Source organism: Clostridioides sp. ES-S-0001-03 (assembly GCF_020676075.1).
Classification (GTDB): Bacteria; Bacillota; Clostridia; order Peptostreptococcales; family Peptostreptococcaceae; genus Clostridioides.
The window spans coordinates 587,762-608,853 of sequence record NZ_JACVWJ010000002.1; the positions used below are offsets into that span (position 1 = coordinate 587,762).

24 protein-coding genes, 1 pseudogene and 1 riboswitch are annotated in these 21,092 nt (G+C 28.5%); of the genes and pseudogenes, 20 read left to right on the plus strand and 5 right to left on the minus strand.

Annotated elements, in window-relative coordinates; all coding sequences use genetic code 11:
* The 14 genes and pseudogenes from IC174_RS05925 (at window position 1) to IC174_RS05990 (ending at window position 12,474) form a co-directional block, all read left to right on the plus strand.
* Window positions 1-1,497 (plus strand): sugar ABC transporter ATP-binding protein, encoded by a 1,497-nt coding sequence (locus tag IC174_RS05925; RefSeq protein WP_227482377.1) that lies wholly within the window; start codon window positions 1-3, stop codon window positions 1,495-1,497.
* A 24-nt stretch (window positions 1,498-1,521) separates the two neighbouring features.
* Window positions 1,522-2,472, plus strand: a complete 951-nt coding sequence (locus IC174_RS05930) for an ABC transporter permease (RefSeq protein ID WP_227482378.1) — start codon at window positions 1,522-1,524, stop codon at window positions 2,470-2,472.
* A 23-nt stretch (window positions 2,473-2,495) separates the two neighbouring features.
* Entirely contained in the window at window positions 2,496-3,458 is a 963-nt protein-coding gene (locus IC174_RS05935; RefSeq protein ID WP_227482379.1) for a sugar ABC transporter substrate-binding protein, read from the plus strand.
* 368 nt (window positions 3,459-3,826) lie between these two features.
* A complete protein-coding gene (locus tag IC174_RS05940; RefSeq protein ID WP_227433016.1) occupies window positions 3,827-4,459 on the plus strand; it encodes a YitT family protein in 633 nt (210 codons plus the stop codon).
* Between the two features lie 168 nt (window positions 4,460-4,627).
* Complete coding sequence (locus IC174_RS05945; RefSeq protein ID WP_227433018.1) at window positions 4,628-4,771, plus strand: hypothetical protein; 144 nt, start codon at window positions 4,628-4,630, stop codon at window positions 4,769-4,771.
* A 23-nt stretch (window positions 4,772-4,794) separates the two neighbouring features.
* On the plus strand, window positions 4,795-4,872 hold the full coding sequence (kdpF, locus tag IC174_RS21350; RefSeq protein WP_227433307.1) for a K(+)-transporting ATPase subunit F: 78 nt from the start codon (window positions 4,795-4,797) through the stop codon (window positions 4,870-4,872).
* Window positions 4,873-4,917: 45 nt separating this feature from the next.
* Window positions 4,918-6,594 carry a potassium-transporting ATPase subunit KdpA gene (gene kdpA, locus IC174_RS05955; protein ID WP_255625478.1) on the plus strand — a complete coding sequence of 559 codons (1,677 nt, stop codon included), beginning with the start codon at window positions 4,918-4,920 and terminating at the stop codon, window positions 6,592-6,594.
* A 24-nt stretch (window positions 6,595-6,618) separates the two neighbouring features.
* The gene (gene kdpB, locus IC174_RS05960; RefSeq protein WP_227482380.1) at window positions 6,619-8,676 is read left to right on the plus strand and encodes a potassium-transporting ATPase subunit KdpB; all 2,058 of its coding nucleotides are present in this window, start codon (window positions 6,619-6,621) and stop codon (window positions 8,674-8,676) included.
* Between the two features lie 18 nt (window positions 8,677-8,694).
* Entirely contained in the window at window positions 8,695-9,321 is a 627-nt protein-coding gene (locus IC174_RS05965; RefSeq protein ID WP_227433020.1) for a K(+)-transporting ATPase subunit C, read from the plus strand.
* Window positions 9,322-9,558: 237 nt separating this feature from the next.
* A complete protein-coding gene (gene cysK / locus IC174_RS05970; RefSeq protein WP_227433021.1) occupies window positions 9,559-10,467 on the plus strand; it encodes a cysteine synthase A in 909 nt (302 codons plus the stop codon).
* Between the two features lie 26 nt (window positions 10,468-10,493).
* Window positions 10,494-11,084, plus strand: coding sequence for a serine O-acetyltransferase EpsC (epsC, locus tag IC174_RS05975; RefSeq protein ID WP_227433022.1), 591 nt, complete (start codon window positions 10,494-10,496; stop codon window positions 11,082-11,084).
* 109 nt (window positions 11,085-11,193) lie between these two features.
* Window positions 11,194-11,304: pseudogene (locus IC174_RS05980) on the plus strand (cell wall hydrolase); the annotation flags it as partial.
* 201 nt (window positions 11,305-11,505) lie between these two features.
* Window positions 11,506-11,748 (plus strand): hypothetical protein, encoded by a 243-nt coding sequence (locus tag IC174_RS05985; protein WP_227482381.1) that lies wholly within the window; start codon window positions 11,506-11,508, stop codon window positions 11,746-11,748.
* Between the two features lie 99 nt (window positions 11,749-11,847).
* Window positions 11,848-12,474, plus strand: a complete 627-nt coding sequence (locus tag IC174_RS05990) for a hypothetical protein (RefSeq protein ID WP_227482382.1) — start codon at window positions 11,848-11,850, stop codon at window positions 12,472-12,474.
* Window positions 12,475-12,558: 84 nt separating this feature from the next.
* On the opposite strand, the gene IC174_RS05995 is transcribed toward IC174_RS05990, so the two are convergent.
* The 3 genes from IC174_RS05995 to IC174_RS06005 all read right to left on the minus strand — a co-directional run bounded on the left by IC174_RS05995 (window position 12,559) and on the right by IC174_RS06005 (window position 14,673).
* The gene (locus IC174_RS05995) at window positions 12,559-12,876 is read right to left on the minus strand and encodes a hypothetical protein (RefSeq protein ID WP_227482383.1); all 318 of its coding nucleotides are present in this window, start codon (window positions 12,874-12,876) and stop codon (window positions 12,559-12,561) included.
* 31 nt (window positions 12,877-12,907) lie between these two features.
* Window positions 12,908-13,876 carry a CPBP family intramembrane glutamic endopeptidase gene (locus tag IC174_RS06000; RefSeq protein ID WP_227482384.1) on the minus strand — a complete coding sequence of 323 codons (969 nt, stop codon included), beginning with the start codon at window positions 13,874-13,876 and terminating at the stop codon, window positions 12,908-12,910.
* A 578-nt stretch (window positions 13,877-14,454) separates the two neighbouring features.
* Window positions 14,455-14,673, minus strand: coding sequence for a hypothetical protein (locus IC174_RS06005; protein WP_227482385.1), 219 nt, complete (start codon window positions 14,671-14,673; stop codon window positions 14,455-14,457).
* A 158-nt stretch (window positions 14,674-14,831) separates the two neighbouring features.
* Here IC174_RS06005 and IC174_RS06010 point away from each other — a divergent pair, with 158 nt between their 5' ends.
* Together IC174_RS06010 and IC174_RS06015 are read left to right on the plus strand one after the other, a co-directional pair.
* The gene (locus IC174_RS06010) at window positions 14,832-15,038 is read left to right on the plus strand and encodes a helix-turn-helix domain-containing protein (RefSeq protein ID WP_227433028.1); all 207 of its coding nucleotides are present in this window, start codon (window positions 14,832-14,834) and stop codon (window positions 15,036-15,038) included.
* 278 nt (window positions 15,039-15,316) lie between these two features.
* Window positions 15,317-15,505, plus strand: coding sequence for a ferredoxin (locus tag IC174_RS06015; protein ID WP_227433029.1), 189 nt, complete (start codon window positions 15,317-15,319; stop codon window positions 15,503-15,505).
* 53 nt (window positions 15,506-15,558) lie between these two features.
* Here the strand turns inward: IC174_RS06015 and IC174_RS06020 are convergent, their stop codons facing one another.
* Both IC174_RS06020 and IC174_RS06025 read right to left on the minus strand, forming a co-directional pair.
* Window positions 15,559-16,428, minus strand: coding sequence for a methionyl aminopeptidase (locus IC174_RS06020; RefSeq protein WP_227482386.1), 870 nt, complete (start codon window positions 16,426-16,428; stop codon window positions 15,559-15,561).
* Between the two features lie 143 nt (window positions 16,429-16,571).
* Window positions 16,572-17,825, minus strand: coding sequence for an anthrax toxin lethal factor-related metalloendopeptidase (locus IC174_RS06025; RefSeq protein WP_227482387.1), 1,254 nt, complete (start codon window positions 17,823-17,825; stop codon window positions 16,572-16,574).
* 291 nt (window positions 17,826-18,116) lie between these two features.
* Between IC174_RS06025 and IC174_RS06030 the strand changes: the two genes are divergently transcribed.
* The 4 genes from IC174_RS06030 to thiE all read left to right on the plus strand — a co-directional run bounded on the left by IC174_RS06030 (window position 18,117) and on the right by thiE (window position 20,980).
* Window positions 18,117-18,428 (plus strand): GIY-YIG nuclease family protein, encoded by a 312-nt coding sequence (locus IC174_RS06030; protein WP_227433034.1) that lies wholly within the window; start codon window positions 18,117-18,119, stop codon window positions 18,426-18,428.
* Between the two features lie 93 nt (window positions 18,429-18,521).
* Window positions 18,522-18,614: riboswitch (TPP riboswitch) on the plus strand.
* 103 nt (window positions 18,615-18,717) lie between these two features.
* Window positions 18,718-19,512, plus strand: coding sequence for a bifunctional hydroxymethylpyrimidine kinase/phosphomethylpyrimidine kinase (gene thiD, locus IC174_RS06035; RefSeq protein ID WP_227482388.1), 795 nt, complete (start codon window positions 18,718-18,720; stop codon window positions 19,510-19,512).
* A gap of 22 nt (window positions 19,513-19,534) precedes the next feature.
* On the plus strand, window positions 19,535-20,326 hold the full coding sequence (thiM, locus tag IC174_RS06040; protein WP_227482389.1) for a hydroxyethylthiazole kinase: 792 nt from the start codon (window positions 19,535-19,537) through the stop codon (window positions 20,324-20,326).
* A 21-nt stretch (window positions 20,327-20,347) separates the two neighbouring features.
* A complete protein-coding gene (thiE, locus tag IC174_RS06045; protein WP_227482390.1) occupies window positions 20,348-20,980 on the plus strand; it encodes a thiamine phosphate synthase in 633 nt (210 codons plus the stop codon).
* Window positions 20,981-21,092: the final 112 nt, after the last annotated feature.

Genomic DNA, 21,092 nt, shown 5'->3' on the forward strand with positions numbered 1-21,092 from the left:
GTGAGTAAGATACTAAAAATGCAACAAATATATAAAAGTTTTGGAAAGGTAGACGTTTTAAATGGTATAGATTTTGAACTAGAAAAAGGAGAAGTAAGAGCCCTTTTAGGAGCTAATGGAGCAGGAAAATCTACACTTATTAAGATTCTAGGAGGAGTCCATTCTCAAACTAAAGGTAAAGTGATTTTAGCTGGCAATGAAATAATGTTTAAAAACCCACATCATTCTAAAGAAAATGGTATTAGTATAATTTATCAAGAATTAAGTTTAATACCAACTCTTACAGTTATTGAAAATATTTTTTTAGGTAGAGAGACTTTAAAAGGAATTGTGTTTTTAAATAAGAAAGATATGCTAGAAGAATACATGAAAATTTGTGAAGATTTTGACTTTAATATAGACCCACATGTAGTAGTGTCTAATTTGAGTGTAGCAAATCAACAAATGGTTGAGATAATGAAAGCAGTTTCATGTAATTCTGAAATCATCATAATGGATGAACCTACAACATCACTTACTAATAATGAAAAAGAAGGATTATTTAAAATAATAAACAGATTGAAATCTAAAGGTAAGACTATAGTTTACATTTCTCATATACTAGAGGAAGTTTTTAAAATATGTGATAGTGCAAGTATAATGAAAAATGGAACTATGATTGGAACTTATGATGTAAAAGATTTAACTAAATTAAAAATAACTCAACTTATGACAGGAAATGATAATCACAAACTTATTGAGAAGAAGGATTATACATTCGCAAAATATGAAGAAGCTCCTGTATTAGATGTTAAGAATGTAAGTTGGTCTAATAAAATAAAAAATGTTTCATTTAAAGTTTATAGAGGTGAAGTTGTAGGTCTTGCAGGTCTTGTGGGTTCAAGAAGAACTGAAATTATAAATTTAATATTTGGGATAGATAATAAAGATAGTGGAGATATATTTATTAATGGTAAAAATGTAGATATAACTTCTCCTAAAGTTGCTATAAAAAATAAAATAGGGTTAATCCCTGAAGATAGAAAAAATCTTGGGCTAATTTTGGAACAAGCTATATATACTAATTCGGCATCAGTACAAATTGATAAATTTAAGAAATTCTTGTTTATAGATAAAAATAGAGAAATTGAGTTTTCTAAAAAGGGTGTCAAGGAACTAGGAATAAAAGTTAGTGATGTAAAACAAGAAGTAAAAGAACTTAGTGGTGGAAATCAACAAAAAGTAGTAGTCTCTAAATGGTTAGACAAAGACTTAGATTTAATAATATATGACGAACCAACAAAGGGAATAGATATTGCTGCAAAAGAAGATATTTTTAATACAATAAAAGAATTTTCAAGTAAAGGGATAGGAGTAATATTTATATCTTCTGATTTGGAAGAAGTAATAAGAGTAAGTGATAGAATTTTAGTGACAAGAGAAGGTTCTATTGTAGATGATTTAAAAAATGAGAATATAAAAGTTCAAGATATAATGAACAGTATATTTAATGTATAAAAGAAATGAAAATGGAGGACTGAGATGAAAAAAGCTTTTGAGAAATTGAATTTAAGAGATTATGGAGTATTACTAGGTTTTTTGGCTTTATGTATAGCGATAAGTGTTGCAACTCCATCATTTTTAGGTAAACAAAATATACTTAATCTTTTGCGACAATCTTCTATAATTGGAATAATTTCGGCAGGTATGACTTTTGTTATAATATCTGGAAACTTTGATATATCAGTTGGGGCAGTAGCAGCTCTTGCAGGTGCTATAACGATGAAATTTGCGACTGGTGGAACCAATTTATTTGTATCTATGCTTTTAGGTATAGCAATTTGTGCAGTAATAGGACTAATAAATGGGATAGTAGTTGCAAAGATAAATGTACCATCGCTAATAGCTACTATGGCTATGGTTACTATTGTAAGAGGATTGCTTTTGATGCTTACAGGAGGATATCCAATTACTGAAAATATACCAATACTCGATTATATTGGAAATGGATATTTATTTAATATACCAATACCAGTAGTAATTTTCTTTATAGTAGTACTAGTTGCATTTATTGTACTAAATAAAACTAAGTTTGGTAGATATGTTTATTCTGTAGGAGGTAATCAAGAAGCAAGTAAACTCAATGGTATAAATGTGGATTTCCATAAAATAAAAGTATTTATTATTAATGCTGTACTTGCAGGAATAGCTGGGATTGTACTAACTGGAAGACTTGGAACGGCAACTGCGATTGCAGGTGAAGGCTATGATATGGATGCTATTGCATCTGTTGTAATCGGAGGGACATCAGTAGCAGGAGGCTCTGGCTCTGTACTTAAAACTGTTATAGGTGTGTTACTTATGAGTGTTATAAACAACAGTTTTAATCTTCTTGGAATAGATGTATATTTCCAATACATATTTAAAGGTTTAATAATTTTAGCAGCAGTTGGATTTGATTCTTATAGCAAGAAAAAGCTTGCTTCAAGATAAAAAATAAGAGGGGGAAATTTTTTATGAGAAAATTAATGAAACATTTAGCATTATTACTATCACTTGCTATGATATTCAGTTTAGTTGGATGCTCAAATGATAGTGGAAAAGGAAAAGATGGAGAAAAAAAGATAGCCGTATTGTTGCCAGGTTCAACAGGTTATTTTGTAGCAACTAAACAAGGTATAGATGCAAAATCTAAAGAATTAGGTGTAAATGTAGAATATGCAGATGCTCAATGGGATGCTAGTAAACAATTATCACAAGCTGAAGATTTTATGGCTAAAGGAGTAGATATGATTGCATTATGTGGAGTTGATTCTGCTGTAAGCGAGAGAATAGTTAAGGCTGCTAATGATTCAGAAGTTCCTATAATAGCATTTACAAATTCTATAGGAAGTAACTCAACTGGAGAATTTAAAGGCTTAGTTACCTATATAGGGCAAAATGAGGAAGAAACAGGAGCATTAACAGGTAAAATTGCTAAAAACTTATTAGGAGAAGCTGGTGGAAAAGCTGTATTAATAGAAGGTGTTCCAGGAACTACTCCACAAGTATTAAGAAAAAAAGGTCTTGAAAAAGAGTTAAAAGATAGTAACATACAAATAGTTTATAACCAAACTTCAAATTGGGAGAAAGAGCAAGCCTTAAAGGTAACAGAAGATTTAATTCAAAAGAAAACTGATTTTAATGTTATAATATGTCAAGATGATAACTCTGCTACAGGAGCAGGACAAGCTTTAAAAGATGCTGGTCTTAAAGATAAAGTTAAAGTTATAGGTTTAGGTGGAAGTAAAGACGGATTAAAAGCTGTAACTGATGGGTTAATAGATGGTACAACTTATATGTCTGCTATTGAAGAAGGTGCATTAGTTATAGAAAAGGCATCTAATTTCCTTAAAGGCGAAAAAGTTGAACCTGTTACACAAATTAAACAAGTTGAAGTCAACAAGGATAATATTTCAGAATTTAAGGGTGAATGGTAAGATATTACATACATTAAAATTGAGAGAGTTACTTTATATAGTTTCTAAAGTAACTCTCTCTTTAAATCCAACCTAGTAATAAGTTATTGGATAGTATTTCTAAACAAATAAAAAATTAATATAAACAAAGACTTATTTATACTAAATTATAAGTCAAATTAATATAAACTTATGTAAAATGAGAAAACATTTAAAGTATTGAAAATACTAAGGTTCAAAAGAATTATTAAAAAAACATAAAAAAACATAAAAAAACTATTGAAAAAAATAAAAAAATTTTGTATAATTAAAGTTTTAAAAAGTGTGGTATACAAAGCCAATTCTTTTGTATATAATATATATAAATTAAGAAAAAGGAAGGGATATGTATGGCCAGGCGGTTATTTTTAGAAAGAATTGGACTTATATTATTAGGTTCAGCAATATTAGCATTTGGAGTTTATAATTTTTACTATCTAAACAACATAACAGAAGGTGGAGTGTTAGGTATTTTACTACTGTTAAAAAATTTATTCAACATACAACCAGCAATAGCAAATATTGTAATTGATGGTTTACTACTTTTAGTAGGATATAAATTTTTCGGTAAAAAATTCCTAATATATTCAATAGTAGCTTCTATAAGTTTTTCAGTATTATATGATTTATTTGAAGCTATAGGACCTCTTGTACCACAATCACAAAATATGCTTTTATCAACTATTTTGGCAGGTATAACTGTAGGAGTAGGAGTAGGGATAATAGTAAAAGCAGGTTGTGCATCGGGAGGAGACGATGCTTTAGCATTAGTAATTTCTAAGACTACATCTTTGAACATAGGGCAAGTTTATCTAGCAACAGATGTTATTGTATTGTTGTTATCATTAGTTTACCTATCCGCATTTGATATTTTTTATTCTTTAATTGCTGTTACGATTAGTGGTAAAGTAATTGATTTTATTTACTATCATGGTAAAAATTTAGATATGGATATGAGTAATGAAATAGTTCCAGAATGTTAATATAAACTAAATAACAGTATTTTTGAAAGGTGGCAAACTTGCCTCCTTTTTTTATGTCTAAATTAAGTAGAGAAGAGCTAATTTTATATTTATGCAATACTAATCAATAATAGATGTATCTTAACCCTATCTTTATACCTAAAATGATAAGATAAATGAAGTAGCAATATGAAACCAAAACGTATCAAAGAAACTAAAGTAAATGGAGGAGTCGAAATGTTAGATATAGTGATGATAGCGTCACTGGCTATAGGATTTATTTCCATGAAGTTGCTTGCTGGCTGGTGTGGGAAACAAACTGAAAAAAAATAATGTAATGTATGGAGGTATTACCTATGTGGTTTCTGGCAGTTGTAATTGTAATGTTGATAGTATATTTGGTGTATGCGCTTATTAATCCTGAAAAATTCTAAATAGTATAGAGGTAATAAGCAAGTTGAATTGGGGGGAAAATTTTTATGGTACAGATAGTAATAGTATTGGCGATATTTATGGTTTTAGTAATACCTATGGGTAAATATTTATATCATATATCCACTAACCAAAAAACATTTGGAGATAAAGTGTTTGATAAAATAGACAATGGCATATATAAGGTATGTAGCATAGATAAGAAAAAAGAAATGAATTGGAAGCAATATGCTTTAGCTTTATTAGTTACAAATGCAGTCATGGTGTTTATAGGATATGTAATACTTAGAACTCAGAGCATGCATATTTTTAATCCTAATGGAATTAAAGGTATGGAACAAAGTTTATCATTTAATACAATAATAAGTTTTATGACAAACACGAATCTTCAACATTACTCAGGTGAAACAGGGCTTTCATATCTTAGTCAAATGACAGTGATAATATACATGATGTTTACATCAGCAGCAACAGGATATGCAGCGGCCATGGCATTTGTAAGAGGGTTAGTAGGCAAAAAGAAAACATTAGGCAACTTTTATGTAGATTTAATTAGAATAACAACAAGAGTACTTTTACCAGGGGCTTTAATTGTTGGTATTATATTAGTTACACAAGGAGTACCACAAACTTTTGCTGGTACAGAAACAGTAACTACTATAGAAGGAAAACTTCAAGATATAGCTAAAGGTCCTGTGGCAGCACTTGAATCAATAAAACACTTAGGAACAAATGGAGGAGGATTTTTTGGTTCAAATTCATCACATCCATTTGAAAATCCAACAATAATATCAAATATAGTAGAGATGTTATCTATGATGATATTACCAGGAGCTTGTGTTGTTGCATTTGGACATATGATAAAGAATAAAAAACAAGGTTGGGTTGTATTTGGTGCAATGTCAATCATATTTTTAATAGGTTTAATAGTTTGTTTTAGAGCAGAAAGTGCAGGAAATCCTATCTTATCACAATTAGGACTTAATCAAAGCATGGGAAGTATGGAAGGTAAAGAAGTTAGATTTGGTATAGCTCAATCAGCATTGTTTACGACAGTGACGACTTCCTTTACAACTGGTACAGTTAACAATATGCATGATACCTTAACTCCTCTAGGAGGATTAGTACCACTTTTAAATATGATGTTAAATGTCGTATTTGGTGGTAAAGGTGTAGGCCTTATGAATATGCTAATGTACGCTATAATAGCAGTATTTTTATGTGGATTAATGGTAGGAAGAACACCAGAATTCTTAACTAAGAAAATTGAAGGAAAAGAAATGAAGCTTATAGCTTTACTTATTATATTACATCCACTTTTGATACTTATGTTCTCTGGACTTGCAGTAGCACTACCAGCAGGTCTTGAGGGAATTTCAAATCCTGGATTCCATGGATTATCACAGGTTTTATATGAGTTTGCATCTTCAGCAGCTAATAATGGCTCAGGATTTGAAGGTTTAGGAGATAATACTATGTTCTGGAATATAACAACAGGTATAGTTATGTTTTTTGGAAGATATGTGTCTATTATAATATTACTTGCAATATCAAGTTTATTAGCATCTAAGAACTCTGTAAATGAAAGCATAGGAACACTTAGAACTGATAATTTCACATTTACAATAATTTTAGTATTGGTTGTTTTAATTGTTGGTGCTTTAACATTTTTCCCAGCCTTAGCGCTTGGACCTATTTCAGAGCATCTAGTATTATGGCACTAAAAAATTGGGAGGGAGTAAAATTTTATGGAAACTAAAAAAACAAAGTTTATTACAAAAGATATTTTCAAAACTTCCATTATAGAAGCTTTTAAAAAATTAAATCCTAAATATATGATGAAAAATCCAGTTATGTTTGTTGTAGAGATTGGATTTATAGTAACTTTGATACTTACAATAGTACCTAGTTTGTTTGGAGATGAAGGTAATAACTTAAGAGCTTATAATGGGATTGTAACAATAATACTATTTATAACTGTTCTTTTTGCAAATTTTGCTGAAGCTGTAGCTGAAGGTAGAGGAAAAGCACAAGCAGATACATTAAAGAAAACTAGAAAAGATACAGTTGCAAGAGTTTTAGATAAATTAGGAAATGAAAAAATGATAAGTGCAAGCGAGCTAAAACTGGGAGATATTGTTTTAGTAAATGCAGGAGAAGTTATTCCAAATGATGGAGAAGTAATAGAAGGTATAGCTTCTGTGGATGAGTCAGCAATAACTGGAGAATCTGCACCTGTTATGAGAGAATCTGGAGGAGATTTCGCTTCTGTTACAGGAGGAACTACAGTTGTAAGTGACTGGCTAAAAATAAAAATAACAACAAAACCAGGAGAATCCTTCTTAGATAAAATGATAGCTCTTGTAGAAGGAGCTTCAAGACAAAAAACACCAAATGAAATTGCTTTAAATACTTTATTGGTGGGATTAACACTTATATTTATGGTTGTTTTAATCTCTCTTTATCCAATGGCAAATTATGCAGGTGTAAAGATTCCAATTTCTACTATGATAGCACTTTTGGTGTGCTTAATACCAACTACGATAGGTGGATTATTGTCAGCTATTGGTATTGCAGGTATGGATAGAGTAACTAGATTCAATGTTATTGCAATGTCAGGAAAGGCAGTGGAAGCTTGTGGTGATGTTGATACTATGATTTTGGATAAGACAGGTACTATTACTTATGGAAATAGACTTGCATCAGAATTTATAGCAGTTGGAAATGCAGATTCAAAAGATTTAATAAACTATGCTGTTATGTGCTCATTAAAAGATGACACACCAGAAGGAAAGTCTATAGTTGATTTAGGGATAAAACTAGGTTCAACAGGAAAAACAAAAGAGGCCGAAGAAGCTGAGTTTGTAGAATTCTCTGCACAAACTAGAATGAGTGGTATAAATTTATCTGATGGAACAGCTATTAGAAAAGGGGCTTATGACAGTATAATAAATCGAGTAAAATCTTCTGGTGGATTAGTACCAGACGATTTAGAAGAAAGTGTGAATAGAGTAGCAAAATTAGGTGGTACACCTCTAGTAGTGTGTGTCGATAATGAGATATACGGTATTATCTACTTAAAGGATACAGTAAAATCAGGTCTTGTAGAAAGATTTGCTAGACTTCGTGAGATAGGAATAAAGACAATCATGTGTACAGGAGATAATCCTTTAACAGCAGCCACAATTGCAAGAGAGGCTGGAGTAGATGGATTTATTGCAGAATGTAAACCCGAAGATAAGATAGAGGCAATAAAAAAAGAACAATCTGAAGGTAAAATAGTTTCTATGACAGGGGATGGAACAAATGATGCTCCTGCACTTGCTCAAGCAGATGTGGGTCTTGCTATGAATAGTGGTACAACATCTGCAAAGGAAGCAGCAAACATGGTAGATTTAGATTCAGACCCAACTAAAATATTAGAAGTGGTTGAAATAGGAAAACAGCTTTTAATAACACGTGGTGCTTTAACAACATTCAGTATAGCAAATGATATTGCAAAATACTTTGCAATTATACCAGCTATATTTACCCTTGCAATACCTCAAATGGAGATATTAAATATAATGAAGCTTTCTACATCATTTAGTGCGATATTATCAGCTTTAATATTTAATGCTATAATTATCCCATGTTTAATACCTCTTGCTATGAAAGGGGTAAAATATAGACCTATGAAATCGCAAGCTATGCTAATGAGAAATATGCTTATTTTTGGTCTTGGTGGGGTTATAGTACCATTTTTAGGAATAAAAGTAATTGATTTATTAATTACACCTTTAGTAATGGTTCTTAATTTAGGTTAATGAATGGAGGATATAAAAATGAAAACATTAAAACCAGCATTGCTTGTAAGTCTTGTATTGTTATTTGTTTGCGGACTTGTATATCCACTTGTTTTAACAGGCGTAAGTCAAGTTGCATTTAAAGATAAAGCTAATGGAAGTATGATAGAAGTAAATGGCGTAAAGGTTGGTTCAGAGCTTATTGGTCAAAGTTTTACAGATGCAAGATTTTTTAAGGGAAGAGTTTCATCAGTAAACTATAATACTTATACAAAAGAAGATTTAATACCAGATAAGGATGGAAATACAGTTTATGGCGGTGTTTCATCGGGTTCTTTTAATTATGGGGCAACTAATCCAGAGCTTCATGATAGAGTTCAAAAAGACATTGAACAGTTTTTGAAGGATAATCCAGGTGTAAAAAAAGAAGATATACCAACAGATTTGCTTACAGCATCAGGTTCAGGACTTGACCCTAATATAAGTCCCGCTTCTGCAAAGGTTCAGATACCTGCTATAGCAAAAGTATCAGGAATATCAGAGAGTAAATTACAAAAAATTGTAGATGATAATACTTCAAAAAAACTTTTCGGAGTTTTAGGTGAAGATAGAGTTAATGTGTTAAAGGTTAATGTAGAGGTTGCAAAAATATTAGGTCTTATATAGTATTTCGTAGAATTTTTGTAGTGAAGTATTGTGTATGACTTAGCATAAAGCTTGAAGTTTGAAGAGTGAAAATCGATAATGATTTTCACTTTTTTTGTTTGAATATTACTAATATTAGAAATAAAACAATTGAAGGGATAAAATCCAAAAAAAGGTTGCATTATCAAAATGATAATACTATAATATATTTATCGTTATCAATTTGATAATAGAATTGGACATATAGGAGGAAGTAGTATGTTATATAATAACGCATTAGAGTTGATAGGAAACACACCTGTAGTAAGGTTAAATAATTTAGGATGTACTAACGGGTGTTCTAACATATATGTAAAATTAGAAAAAGTAAATCCAGCAGGAAGTATAAAAGATAGAGCAGTTTATGAAATGCTAGAAGGATTAGAAAAAAGAGGAGAATTAAAAAAGGGTGATGTACTAGTAGAAGCAACTAGTGGCAACACTGGTATTGCATTATCCATGATAGGAAGATTAAAAGGATATGAAGTAGTAATAGTAATGCCAGAGACTATGAGTATCGAGAGACGAGATTTAATGAAGGCTTATGGAGCAAATTTAGTACTTACAGATGGAAAAGCTGGAATGTCAGGCTCTATAGAAAAAGCAAATGAACTATTGAGAGAAAATCCAAACTATAAAAGTTTGAAACAATTTGAAAATAAAGACAATCCAAATGCACATTATAAAACAACAGCAGTTGAAATTATGAATGATGTTAGAGATTTAGATATATTTGTATGTGGAGTTGGAACAGGTGGTACTTTAATAGGGACTGCAAGATATTTAAAAGAGCAAAATCCAAATATAAAAGTAGTTGCACTTGAGCCAAAAAAATCTCCAGCTATATCAGAAAATAAAACTGGACCTCATAAAATACAAGGAATAGGAGCTAACTTTGTTCCTGAAAATTATGATTCTAGTGTAGTTGATGAAGTAATATTAGTTGATGATGAAGATGCTTTTGATACAGTTAAATTACTTGCATCAAAGGAAGGGATTTTGGTAGGTATATCTTCTGGAGCAAATATATTTGGAGCTATGGAAATGGCGAAAAAATATCCAAATAAAAAAATAGTAACAGTAGCTCCAGATGGAGTAGATAAATATATGTCCATGGGAATATTTTAATAATTTTATTTGAGGGAGTGAATACTTTGTTTAAAAAAATAAATAAAGATATTGAATATATAATGAAGAATGATCCAGCAGCTAGATCTAAGATAGAAGTTTTTTTACTATATCCATCAGTGCATGCAATGATAATGCATAGAATAGCTCATTTTCTTTATAAGAAGAAGATGCTTTTTTCAGCTAGATTAATATCCCAGATATCCAGATTTATGACTGGTATAGAAATACATCCTGGAGCTAAAATGGGAGAAGGTATTTTGATAGACCATGGAATGGGTGTTGTAATTGGCGAAACAGCTGAAGTGGGAAATAGAGTAACAATATATCAAGGAGCTACTTTGGGTGCTACAGGAAAGGATACTGGCAAGAGACATCCAACTGTTGGCGATGATGTATTAATTGGAGCTGGAACAAAAATACTAGGACCTTTAAATATCGGTTCTAATTCAAAAATAGGTGCAAATTCAGTTGTTGTTAAAGATGTACCTAATGGAGCCACAGTTGTTGGTATACCAGCAAAAATAGTGAAAATAAGAAATCTAGAACCTGTAAAAAAGAATAAAAGAGAAGTATCCTACGAATACGAAGAGTTAGACAATGTATATTATATATAGTCATAGTGATGTTATAGAATATGAACTTTTGGAAAATGGTGAAACTGTGACTAAAGGTGGGATAGGAAGAGCTTTAGCAGAAGGAGTTTTATTTGGAGGAGTAGGTGCTGTTGTTGGTGGTGGAGCATGTGAAAAGATAGGTTCTATGACTAAAGAAAAGTTCACTATGATAAAGGGGAATGATACGCTTTACAAAGCATTAGATTTCATAAATAGATAATATTTTAAAATATATAAGGTATTTGTATAAATTATTACTATTTTATGAAAAAAAAATTTTTTAAAAATATTAGCCGATTTTGCGTGTTTATTGACTAGTTATGCAGATTTCTTGTAAATTTACCTCTATAGTGCTAGGATATGATTAAATATAAGATAATTGAAGGGGTATAATTGTATAAATTTTAAGAAAATAACATCTATGTCATTAGCAACAATTAGTATTTTAGCATTATCGTTTTCTAATCTGGTTATTTCAAACGCAATGGAAAAGGACATAAATTTAAAAAACGAGAAAAATATTAGACTTGAGAATGGAGATACAATAAGCATTTCTGGGAATACAAGTACATGGAAGGGTAAATGGTTTATAGATGGAAGAAATTATGATTTTGCAGATGTATTAAGCAAGTATTCTGGTGTTTTTATATCTCAACATATGTAATTAATGTATGTTTTAAAGTAATTATATGAATGGTTTTAAAACTAACATATAATTACTTTTTTAATATAAGAATAAATTTATTTTGGAGAGGTAAATATAATGAAAATTTCTAGTCAATATAGAAGCCAATATTTATTAAATAATGAAAGTAACATAAAAAATACAAAAAAAAATACAAATATTATTAAGAAAAATGAAACTATAGAAAAAAATAATTATTTATCTAATATCATGAAACAAAAACAAGAACTTGATAATAGAATTAAAGATTTAAAAGATAAACAAGAACTTTATGCTAAAAAAATAAATGAAGCAATCAGAAATTTATTTAAATCAGAAGAAGAAAATAAAAATACTATTTTGGAAGAATATCCAATTTCTCTAAATACAGGAGAAAAAGAGGAATCATTAAATACAGATGAACTTAATGATAAAAATGAAGAAAAGGTAGAAGAATTAGATCAAAAAGGCGTCGATAATGAAAAAGAGTCAGAAGAACTAGAACAAAAACATATTGATAAAGAAGATAAAGAACTTGAAAATTTATTTTTAGAAGGTAAAACTCGCGAAGAACTTGAAAATATGCTTAAAGATTTTATGAGTATGGCTCAAGAGGAAATAAAGAAAATTGAGTCAAGAATAGAAAAGTTAGATAAAGATGCTGAAAAATACAAGAAAAATCAAAATATTAATGGGCAAAAAAATTATATAGATACTTTAATTTAAAGACCCCCCAATAAAATCAGGTATATTTTAGAAGGTAGCAACTAGTTAGTTGTTACCTTCTTTTGCTATTAATCCTATTAGATTTTATATAGCTATATATTTCTTTCTAATTAGATAATATAATACTGTTGTTATAATGGCCGCTATTATCATTGCTATTATTGTAATGTCTAATTTTCTTGTGAATAAACCTATTGCTATATATTCAAGACCCATTACATAGCGAGAAAGTATTTCTAGTTCAACAGTTCTTTTCTTATCTATATTTCCATACGTTGATTCTAATTTATTAAAATATTTTTCACTGCAAAAACTAGTTTTAGGTTTAATTAAAGATATTATTGTAGTTAATATTATAATTCCTACTCCAATAAGTATAAGATTGATATTTCCAAAGTTCATAGTATATACCTCCTTTAGCATAATAATTTTTTTATGTATGTTGTTTATATTCTTTTGTAAAGAGGAAAGGAAGATAAAATAGTGATACAAATATAAGTCTCTCTAAAATAACATAATAGCTAAGTGGCATTTCAGAACTATTACAAATAACATCTAAACTATTAACTAAAGCATGAATTATAGAACAAATCCATATATTTTTAGTTTTCAAATAAACATAACCTAAAAATATAGAAAGTCCGATTCCATAAATTAAATGAATTACAATTCCCAGTATTGGAGCATCTGGACTATAGAATGTAAATTGTAGAGGTAAATGCCATAAACTCCAACAAACACCTACAATTATAACACCTATTTTTTTGTCAAATTTATCAAAGAAAATACTTTGTAAAAAACATCTCCAGCCATATTCTTCAGACAAAAAAGGATAAATATATATTAATGATATTATAGTAAGGTTCAGATAAAATAAAATACCATTATAATTAAGATTATTTCTACTTATTATTAATCCAAGGATAACTTGAGAAAATATAAAGTAGATAATTAATAAAGCACCTGTTCTTACATTTTTTAGAATATACAGTTCTTTTGATTTAAAAGAATAAATAATAAGATATAAACTGCTTATTAAAATTAATATAGAATTCACTAATTGAGATTGATTGAGGTTTATTAAGTTAAATGATTTAGCAATAAATAATAAAAAATAACTAAGAAAAAGTAATATTACTAATGAATAAAACTTATACTCATTATTAGTTTTTCCTTCTGAGTAAAATTTTGCAATAGCGACAGAAGATAAAGGCAATATCATTATGAATGATGCAAAATTTCCTGGGTCAATAAACTTATTGAAATATAATAGAAAACCTAATAAATAAGTTAAGCCAAAAGTTATAGAAAAAAATATTATAATCTGTATTTTCTTTCTTTTTTCTTCATTTTCAATATATCTTGGATTTAATAAATCAATCCATTTTTCTTGTAATTTCAATACAAAAACCTCCTTTAACATATTACTTTCTTTTCTATAATAACAAATTCATATTGTATTAATTTTCTTAATAAAAGTATAGCAGCAATGTAAGTATAAAGAGTATCTAAAATATTACAAATATTAACAGGTTATATAAAACTATAGTAGAAGTTGTAATAATAAAACGAACGAAAATTATTATACTAAAACATAAGACATGTTATAATTATATTATATATTTATTAATGTATAAAACTATCAAGAGCGTTGCTTAACACATCTTAAAATTGATTTAAATGAGTCTTTTTCATACACAAAATTATATGATATAATAAAAAAATAGAAGTGTATTGGTAGTACACTTCTATAGCTATAACTAAGCATTCTCATGAGCGGGAGTGCTTTTTTCATTTTTCCAAACAACCTTGTTTACTTCATCAATAATTATCAAATTAATCTTATTATTTTTCAAAATCTCTGTTGCAGTATCAATAAGATTATCTAGGTCAAAACTACGAGTTAATTCTAGTTACTTGTTGTTTAAAACTCTTTTCAGTATGTAAGTATTAAAACACATCTATATCACCCCTTAAGCACTAAGGCATTCTTGTAAGCGCTTCCAAAGTAAAAAATTCGTCTACATACTGGTCAAAGTTTCTAACACATTCAGTCTTGTATTTAGTGTTATTTATTTCTATAAAAGCAATAGTTTTGCCATCATCATAGTATCTGCTTATTACGAAATATTTTTCTGCAGTAGATACATTTTCTTTATCTTCTATAACTAAGCCTTCAGCATTAAAACAAGGTGCCATACTATGCTTTCCAATCCTTAAGTAGTTAATATTAACCCTTTAAGGTTAATTTAATAATATTACTATTTCATAATAAAGTCAAGAAAAATTAACTATAAAAGAGAAATATTGCCCTTAATGGGTTAATTATGATAAAATAAATTAAAAGAGGTGATAAAATGATTTCATACAATCGCTTATGGAAATTATTAATTGATAAAAAAATAAAAAAAATGGAATTTAAAGAAATGACAGGACTAGGAAGTTCAAGTATTAGTAAATTGAACGAGGATAAAGTTGTCTCTATGGCTACAATGGAAAAAATATGTTTGGCATTAGATTGTAACATAGAAGATATTGTTGAGATTAAAAAAGATATTGAGTAGTAATATTTATCTTAAAAAGTATATGATACTAATATGTTTTATAGGGCATTAGAAAATATAGAAATAATAGATTAAGTTTTATACAATGGACGAGGTTTTATCAGATTATAAAGAAAAATAATCATAACACAACTAATAAATTTTATAAAATTTATTTTGAAAAGGTATTATTTTCAAATTTGAGGACATAATAAAAAAGAACTGAAGGTCAAAGTTTTAGTTCGCCAATCGTTGGTAAACAAAAATTTTAAATTTGTAACATCTAGGAGGATTTTATTATGAAAGCAAATGTTAATCAAGATACTTGTATAGGTTGTGGATTATGTCCATCAATATGCCCAGAAGTATTTGACATGGCTGATGATGGAAAATCACATGTTATAGTTGATGAAATACCAAGTGATGCTGAAGAATCAGCAAAAGAGGCTAGAGAAAGCTGTCCAGTTGATGCAATAGATGTGCATTAACAAAAGAAAAGCCTATGAAGATTGAAAGCTCAATCTTTATAGGCTTTTATATTTTATTGAGTTAAAATTTCAATTCCTGTTTCTGTAACTAAAACCATGAACTCCCATTGAGCAGATAATTTACCATCTTTTGTGTAGATAGTCCAATCATTTTCTTCATCAACAAAAATCTCATGAGTTCCTTCATTTACCATAGGTTCTATAGTAAATATCATTCCAGGAACCAATAACATTTCAGTTCCTTTTTTAGAAACATAACTTACAAATGGGTCTTCATGAAAACTTAGTCCAACTCCATGCCCACCAATTTCTCTAACAACAGAATATCCATTTTCTTTTGCATAAGAATTAATAGCATCACCTATATCACCCAAGAATCCCCATGGTTTAGCAGCTTCAAGACCTTTTTGAATGCATTCTTTAGTAACTTGAACCAATTTTTTTGCATTTTCTTTAACATTTCCTACCATAAACATTCTTGAAGCATCTGAGTAATATCCATTAAAAATAGTAGACACATCTACATTTATAATATCTCCATCCTTTAATAGGATGTCTTTACTTGGGATACCATGACAAACTTCATTGTTTATTGATGTACATACACTTTTAGGAAAACCATTATAATCTAGTGGTGCAGGAATAGCTCCATTTTCTAATGTAAAGTTATGGACTAATTCATTTATATCTTCTGTAGACATTCCAACTTTAATTTTGTCCGAAATATAATCTAAAATCTTTGTGTTTATTACAGCACTTTTTTTAATTTCTTCAATTTGTGTTGTATTTTTTATGATGTCATGAGTAGGTACAATATGACCTAGCTGAGCAAATGAATTTATTTTATTATCTATATCCATATGACATTTTTTATATTTTTTAGTACTTCCACACCAACAAGCATCGTTTCTGTTTAATTTCATAACTCTTCATCCTTTTTATTATTTATTTAAATTATGGGCTACATAAACTATTTTAAAATATAACCATTAGAAATATTATAACATAAATATCAAAAAGTCTTTTATAAAGAGTACTTTATTAAATAGAAATATATTATTAAGTATTAATGTGTTTCATAGCTTAGTTCTAATTCTTCAAGAAAATTATATGTTAAAGGACAATTTTCTTTCAATATATTTTTTGAGTCTTCATCAAGATAATAATGCACAAATGATTCCGCAAAAAATTCTTCTGGGAATTTACTAATATATGCATGTGCAACTTGTTTAGGGTCATAAAGTTTATACCTTTCTTGAATAAACACTTCCATAAATTCTTCTGAATTTGATTTTTTGTCTAATACATTTTTATCTATAGCATGTGCAGTTTCATGTAATTCCAAATTTTTAGCTGAATGAACATTTGCATAACTAGGGTTACTATAACCTATTTTAGCCACAATAGAGTTGTTTCTATATACCCCAGGTACATCTTTCCAAGTTTTACCTGATCTTACCCAGCATGGAGGTAATTGGTGTTTTAAATCACTAAATTCTGGTTCATCAGTTAAATTTGAATTTATTAATTTTATAATTATATCTTTTTCTTTAAGTGTTTGTAGATATTTTCCATTTATGTTTGAAAGTCTGTTTTTCATGTTTTCAACTTCATCTTTATCATAGTCTGAATTATCCGGAAGTATAATCATTTGTTCAATTATATCTATATTACTTTCTCTTATATTTTTACTGTTTTTGTTAACTTCATATTTGAGGCTATCATCTCGATAAAAAGTCATATTTGCATCGTTTTCTGAAAAAGAGGAGTGAATATTTTCTAAATCTAAAATGTTCATTTGATGTAAAATATTTTTTGTTTCACCACTCCATACCACTAAAGAAAGTGAATTAAAGTTAATTAGTGGATTTTCTTTCATTTTTGTTTTATTACTTATACTGACATCGAATACATATTCAATGGAGTTTTCTATATCAAGATTATTTGTATTCTTCTTAAGATATAGATATGCTTGTCTTAACTCTATATAAATGTTATCTAAAGATTCGTCGAAAAATTCTGATAGATTGTTTGTAAATATTTCTTCACTTAAAAGTTCACTTTTATCAGTCACACTTTCAATTAAAGTATTAATTTCTTTTATCATCTCAGGAATATTTATCTTCTTGCTTGCTTTTTCATCAGATACATTGCATGGTGCAAGAGCAATGCAATAAAAATCTTCTTCTTTTTTATAAAAGGCTTTAAGTGATTTTGACAAAAGTGTAAAGTCTACACCTATCTGTAAATTGACTTTAAATAAGTTCTTTTGTGATAATTCAATATTATTGCTTTTAGCTATAATTAAATTGTTTTCCATAATCATTGCCCCCTTTTTATTAGGTTATCATAATTTTTTTATATATGTCAATTTATTTTTTTGAAAATTATAATTTTTTTGAAAATTTTATTTTTTATATTTGTGAATTTTTTGTTAGAAGAATAAATATGTTATTAATATGTCAAAATTTAGCGTCAAATACTTTTAGAATCTACTTTACGAATTTACATTTGAGTTATTGTTATAGCTGACCAATATATAAAATTTACAGCAGTTTTTTTTATTTTATAATATAATGTTTATATATTTAATTTAAGGATGTGAATTAAGATGTATTTTACATATATTATAAGGTGCAAAGATGATTCTCTATATACTGGATATACTAGCAATATAGAAAGAAGAATGAATGAGCATAAGTCAGGAATTAATTCAAAGTATACAAGAGCAAGGGGATTTAAAAAGTTAGAGGTTTATTTTGTAACAAATACAAAAAGTAATGCAATGAAATTAGAATACTATATAAAAAAGTTAACTAGGGATAAAAAATTATCTATAATAAAAAATCCCAATATACTTATAGATTCAATTGACAATAAAGAAAATTATATTATTGGAGAAGAGATAAAAGAACTGAAGTAAGTGTCTTTAATTATATTGTAAATAAGTGTATACAGTGTAAAAACTTGACAATAAATACTATTGTAATATAATGAAGTTATAAATATAATAAATTAAAATAGCTAGGGGAGCCAAGAGCTGAGAGGAATACCGACCCTTACACCTGAACTGGATAATGCCAGCGTAGGAAAGCTTAGTATAAAACTTAAGTATGTATTATTTGTGATATATGCGAATTTCTAAGCTATACCTATTGTAGGTATAGCTTTTTTAGTTAATCTATTTAAATTAAATTTTTAGGAGGGTATAAATGAGTAACTACAAAATACCAACACTTACAATAGCTGGTTCAGATTCATCTGGAGGAGCTGGAATCCAAGCTGATTTGAAAACTTTTAGTGCAATTGGCACATATGGAATGAGCGTAATAACAGCTATAACGGCACAAAACACTCAAGGAGTTTTTGCTGTAGAAGATTTAAGCCAAAGTATAATAAAAAAACAAATAGAGGCAGTATTTGATGACATACCTCCAAGAGCAGTAAAAATAGGAATGGTTTCAAGCCCAGAAATTATACTTGAAATAGTTGAAAATTTAAAAAAATATAATCCAGAATATTTAATAGTAGACCCTGTAATGATATCTAAAAGTGGATATTATTTATTAAAACCAGAAGCAAAGGAAAATCTAATTAAGTATTTAATACCACTTGCATATATAATTACACCAAATATTCCAGAAGCAGAAGAAATTACAGGAATAAAAATACATAATGTAGATGATATGAATAGAGTAGGAAAGAAAATATTAGAGCTTGGACCTAAATTTGTTCTTATGAAAGGTGGACATTTAGATGGAGAAGCAGTGGATATTTTAGTTGGTAAAAATATATTTGAAGTGTATAAAAGTGAAAGAATTGATAAAAAAAATACACATGGAACAGGATGTACATTATCTTCTGCAATAACATCTTACCTTGCATTAGGTTATGAAATAAAAGAATCAATAAAATTAAGTAAAATTTATATAACAGAAGCAATAAAAAATAGTTTTGATATAGGTCATGGAGTAGGCCCAGTACATCATTTTTATAAGTTTGAATAATAAAATTTTATGGAGGTAGAATATGTATAATTTAATTGAAGATGTAAAAAAAGTAAACCCATTAGTAATTCACTATACTAATAATGTAACAATAAATGATTGTGCTAATGTAACTTTAGCTATAGGTGCAAGCCCTCTTATGAGTTTTTCATATGAGGAAGTAGAAGAAATGGTAAGTATAGCAAATGCTGTAGTTATAAATATAGGAACTATGAATTCAAATATATTAGATTTGTTTTTATTGGCTGGAAAGGCTGCAAATAAATACAATAAACCTGTTATCTTAGACCCAGTGGGAGTCTTTGCAAGTAAAGCCAGAGCAGAACTTACAAATAAGCTTTTAAATGAAGTTAAATTTGATGTGGTTAAAGGGAATATAGCAGAAATAAAATTTATAGGTGGCTTTGATGTAATGGGTAAAGGTGTAGATTCCTTTGATGATGAAGAAGATTCTACTGATATAATAAAAAAAGTTTCTGAAAAGCTTGAATGTATAGTTGCAGCAACTGGAAAAATAGATATAATAACTGATAGTAAGAATACATATAAAATAAATAATGGAACTGATAAATTAAAAGGTATTACAGGCACAGGGTGTATGACTGCTAGTTTGATTGCAAGTTTTATGGCTGTGACTAAAAATAAATTAGAAGCAGCTACAATGGGTGTACTTACAATGTCGTTAAGTGGGGAGCTGGCTAATTTAAATAATCCACCAATAGGTACATTTAAAGAAAATCTAATGAATTCTATTTATCAAATGGATGAAGAGATTATAAGTAAAAACTCTAATATTGAATTTTTAAATGAATAAATGGTCAACAGGAGGCTGTAAATGATAGATAAAGAATGTTTAAAAAAAGACTTAAAGTTATATTTAGTGACTGATTCTGAAATGCTAGAAGGTAGAGATTTTTATAAATGTATTGAAGATGCAATTGTTTCTGGAATAACAACGGTGCAACTCAGAGAAAAAAATGCTTCTGGAAAAGAATTTTTAAAAAAGGCTATAAAGCTAAGGGAAATAACTAGAAAACATGGTGTTAAGTTTATAATAAATGATAGAGTAGATATAGCAATTATTTGTGATGCAGATGGAGTGCATGTAGGACAGAGTGACATTGATGCAAAGGAAGTTAGAAAGCTTATAGGGAAAGATAAAATACTAGGTGTATCAGCAAGAACTTTAGAAGAAGCTATCTGTGCAAAAAATGATGGTGCAGACTATTTAGGTATAGGGTCTATATTTACAACATCTACCAAACTGGATGCTAAATCCGCATCATTTGAAACTGTCAAAGAAATTAAAGAAAAGATAGATATACCATTTGTATTGATTGGTGGGATAAAACTAGATAATGTAGATAAACTTAAGTGCTTAAATAGTGATGGATATGCTATAATATCTGCTGTATTAAAATCTGAAAATATTTCTGAAGAAGTAGAAAAGTGGACATTAAAAATATAAAATGAGTTAAGGTAGTGAAAAAATTGGAAAAATTTGATATAATTTAAAAGTAAAATATAGGAAGTTATAAATGTAAACTTTTCTACATATACTTTTTAATCAAAATATATGT

Coding starts and splice junctions, on each gene's coding strand:
- thiD (WP_227482388.1), top strand. CDS start 18,718: ATGAGTAACTACAAAATACCAACACTTACAATAGCTGGTTCAGATTCA.
- IC174_RS05940 (WP_227433016.1), top strand. CDS start 3,827: ATGGCCAGGCGGTTATTTTTAGAAAGAATTGGACTTATATTATTAGGT.
- kdpB (WP_227482380.1), top strand. CDS start 6,619: ATGGAAACTAAAAAAACAAAGTTTATTACAAAAGATATTTTCAAAACT.
- thiM (WP_227482389.1), top strand. CDS start 19,535: ATGTATAATTTAATTGAAGATGTAAAAAAAGTAAACCCATTAGTAATT.
- IC174_RS06030 (WP_227433034.1), top strand. CDS start 18,117: ATGTATTTTACATATATTATAAGGTGCAAAGATGATTCTCTATATACT.
- kdpA (WP_255625478.1), top strand. CDS start 4,918: ATGGTACAGATAGTAATAGTATTGGCGATATTTATGGTTTTAGTAATA.
- IC174_RS06005 (WP_227482385.1), bottom strand. CDS start 14,673: ATGGCACCTTGTTTTAATGCTGAAGGCTTAGTTATAGAAGATAAAGAA.
- kdpF (WP_227433307.1), top strand. CDS start 4,795: ATGTGGTTTCTGGCAGTTGTAATTGTAATGTTGATAGTATATTTGGTG.
- IC174_RS06025 (WP_227482387.1), bottom strand. CDS start 17,825: ATGGAAAACAATTTAATTATAGCTAAAAGCAATAATATTGAATTATCA.
- IC174_RS05985 (WP_227482381.1), top strand. CDS start 11,506: ATGTCATTAGCAACAATTAGTATTTTAGCATTATCGTTTTCTAATCTG.
- IC174_RS05995 (WP_227482383.1), bottom strand. CDS start 12,876: ATGAACTTTGGAAATATCAATCTTATACTTATTGGAGTAGGAATTATA.
- IC174_RS06015 (WP_227433029.1), top strand. CDS start 15,317: ATGAAAGCAAATGTTAATCAAGATACTTGTATAGGTTGTGGATTATGT.
- IC174_RS05945 (WP_227433018.1), top strand. CDS start 4,628: ATGAAACCAAAACGTATCAAAGAAACTAAAGTAAATGGAGGAGTCGAA.
- IC174_RS05990 (WP_227482382.1), top strand. CDS start 11,848: ATGAAAATTTCTAGTCAATATAGAAGCCAATATTTATTAAATAATGAA.
- IC174_RS05935 (WP_227482379.1), top strand. CDS start 2,496: ATGAGAAAATTAATGAAACATTTAGCATTATTACTATCACTTGCTATG.
- IC174_RS06020 (WP_227482386.1), bottom strand. CDS start 16,428: ATGAAATTAAACAGAAACGATGCTTGTTGGTGTGGAAGTACTAAAAAA.
- thiE (WP_227482390.1), top strand. CDS start 20,348: ATGATAGATAAAGAATGTTTAAAAAAAGACTTAAAGTTATATTTAGTG.
- IC174_RS05930 (WP_227482378.1), top strand. CDS start 1,522: ATGAAAAAAGCTTTTGAGAAATTGAATTTAAGAGATTATGGAGTATTA.
- cysK (WP_227433021.1), top strand. CDS start 9,559: ATGTTATATAATAACGCATTAGAGTTGATAGGAAACACACCTGTAGTA.
- IC174_RS05965 (WP_227433020.1), top strand. CDS start 8,695: ATGAAAACATTAAAACCAGCATTGCTTGTAAGTCTTGTATTGTTATTT.
- IC174_RS06010 (WP_227433028.1), top strand. CDS start 14,832: ATGATTTCATACAATCGCTTATGGAAATTATTAATTGATAAAAAAATA.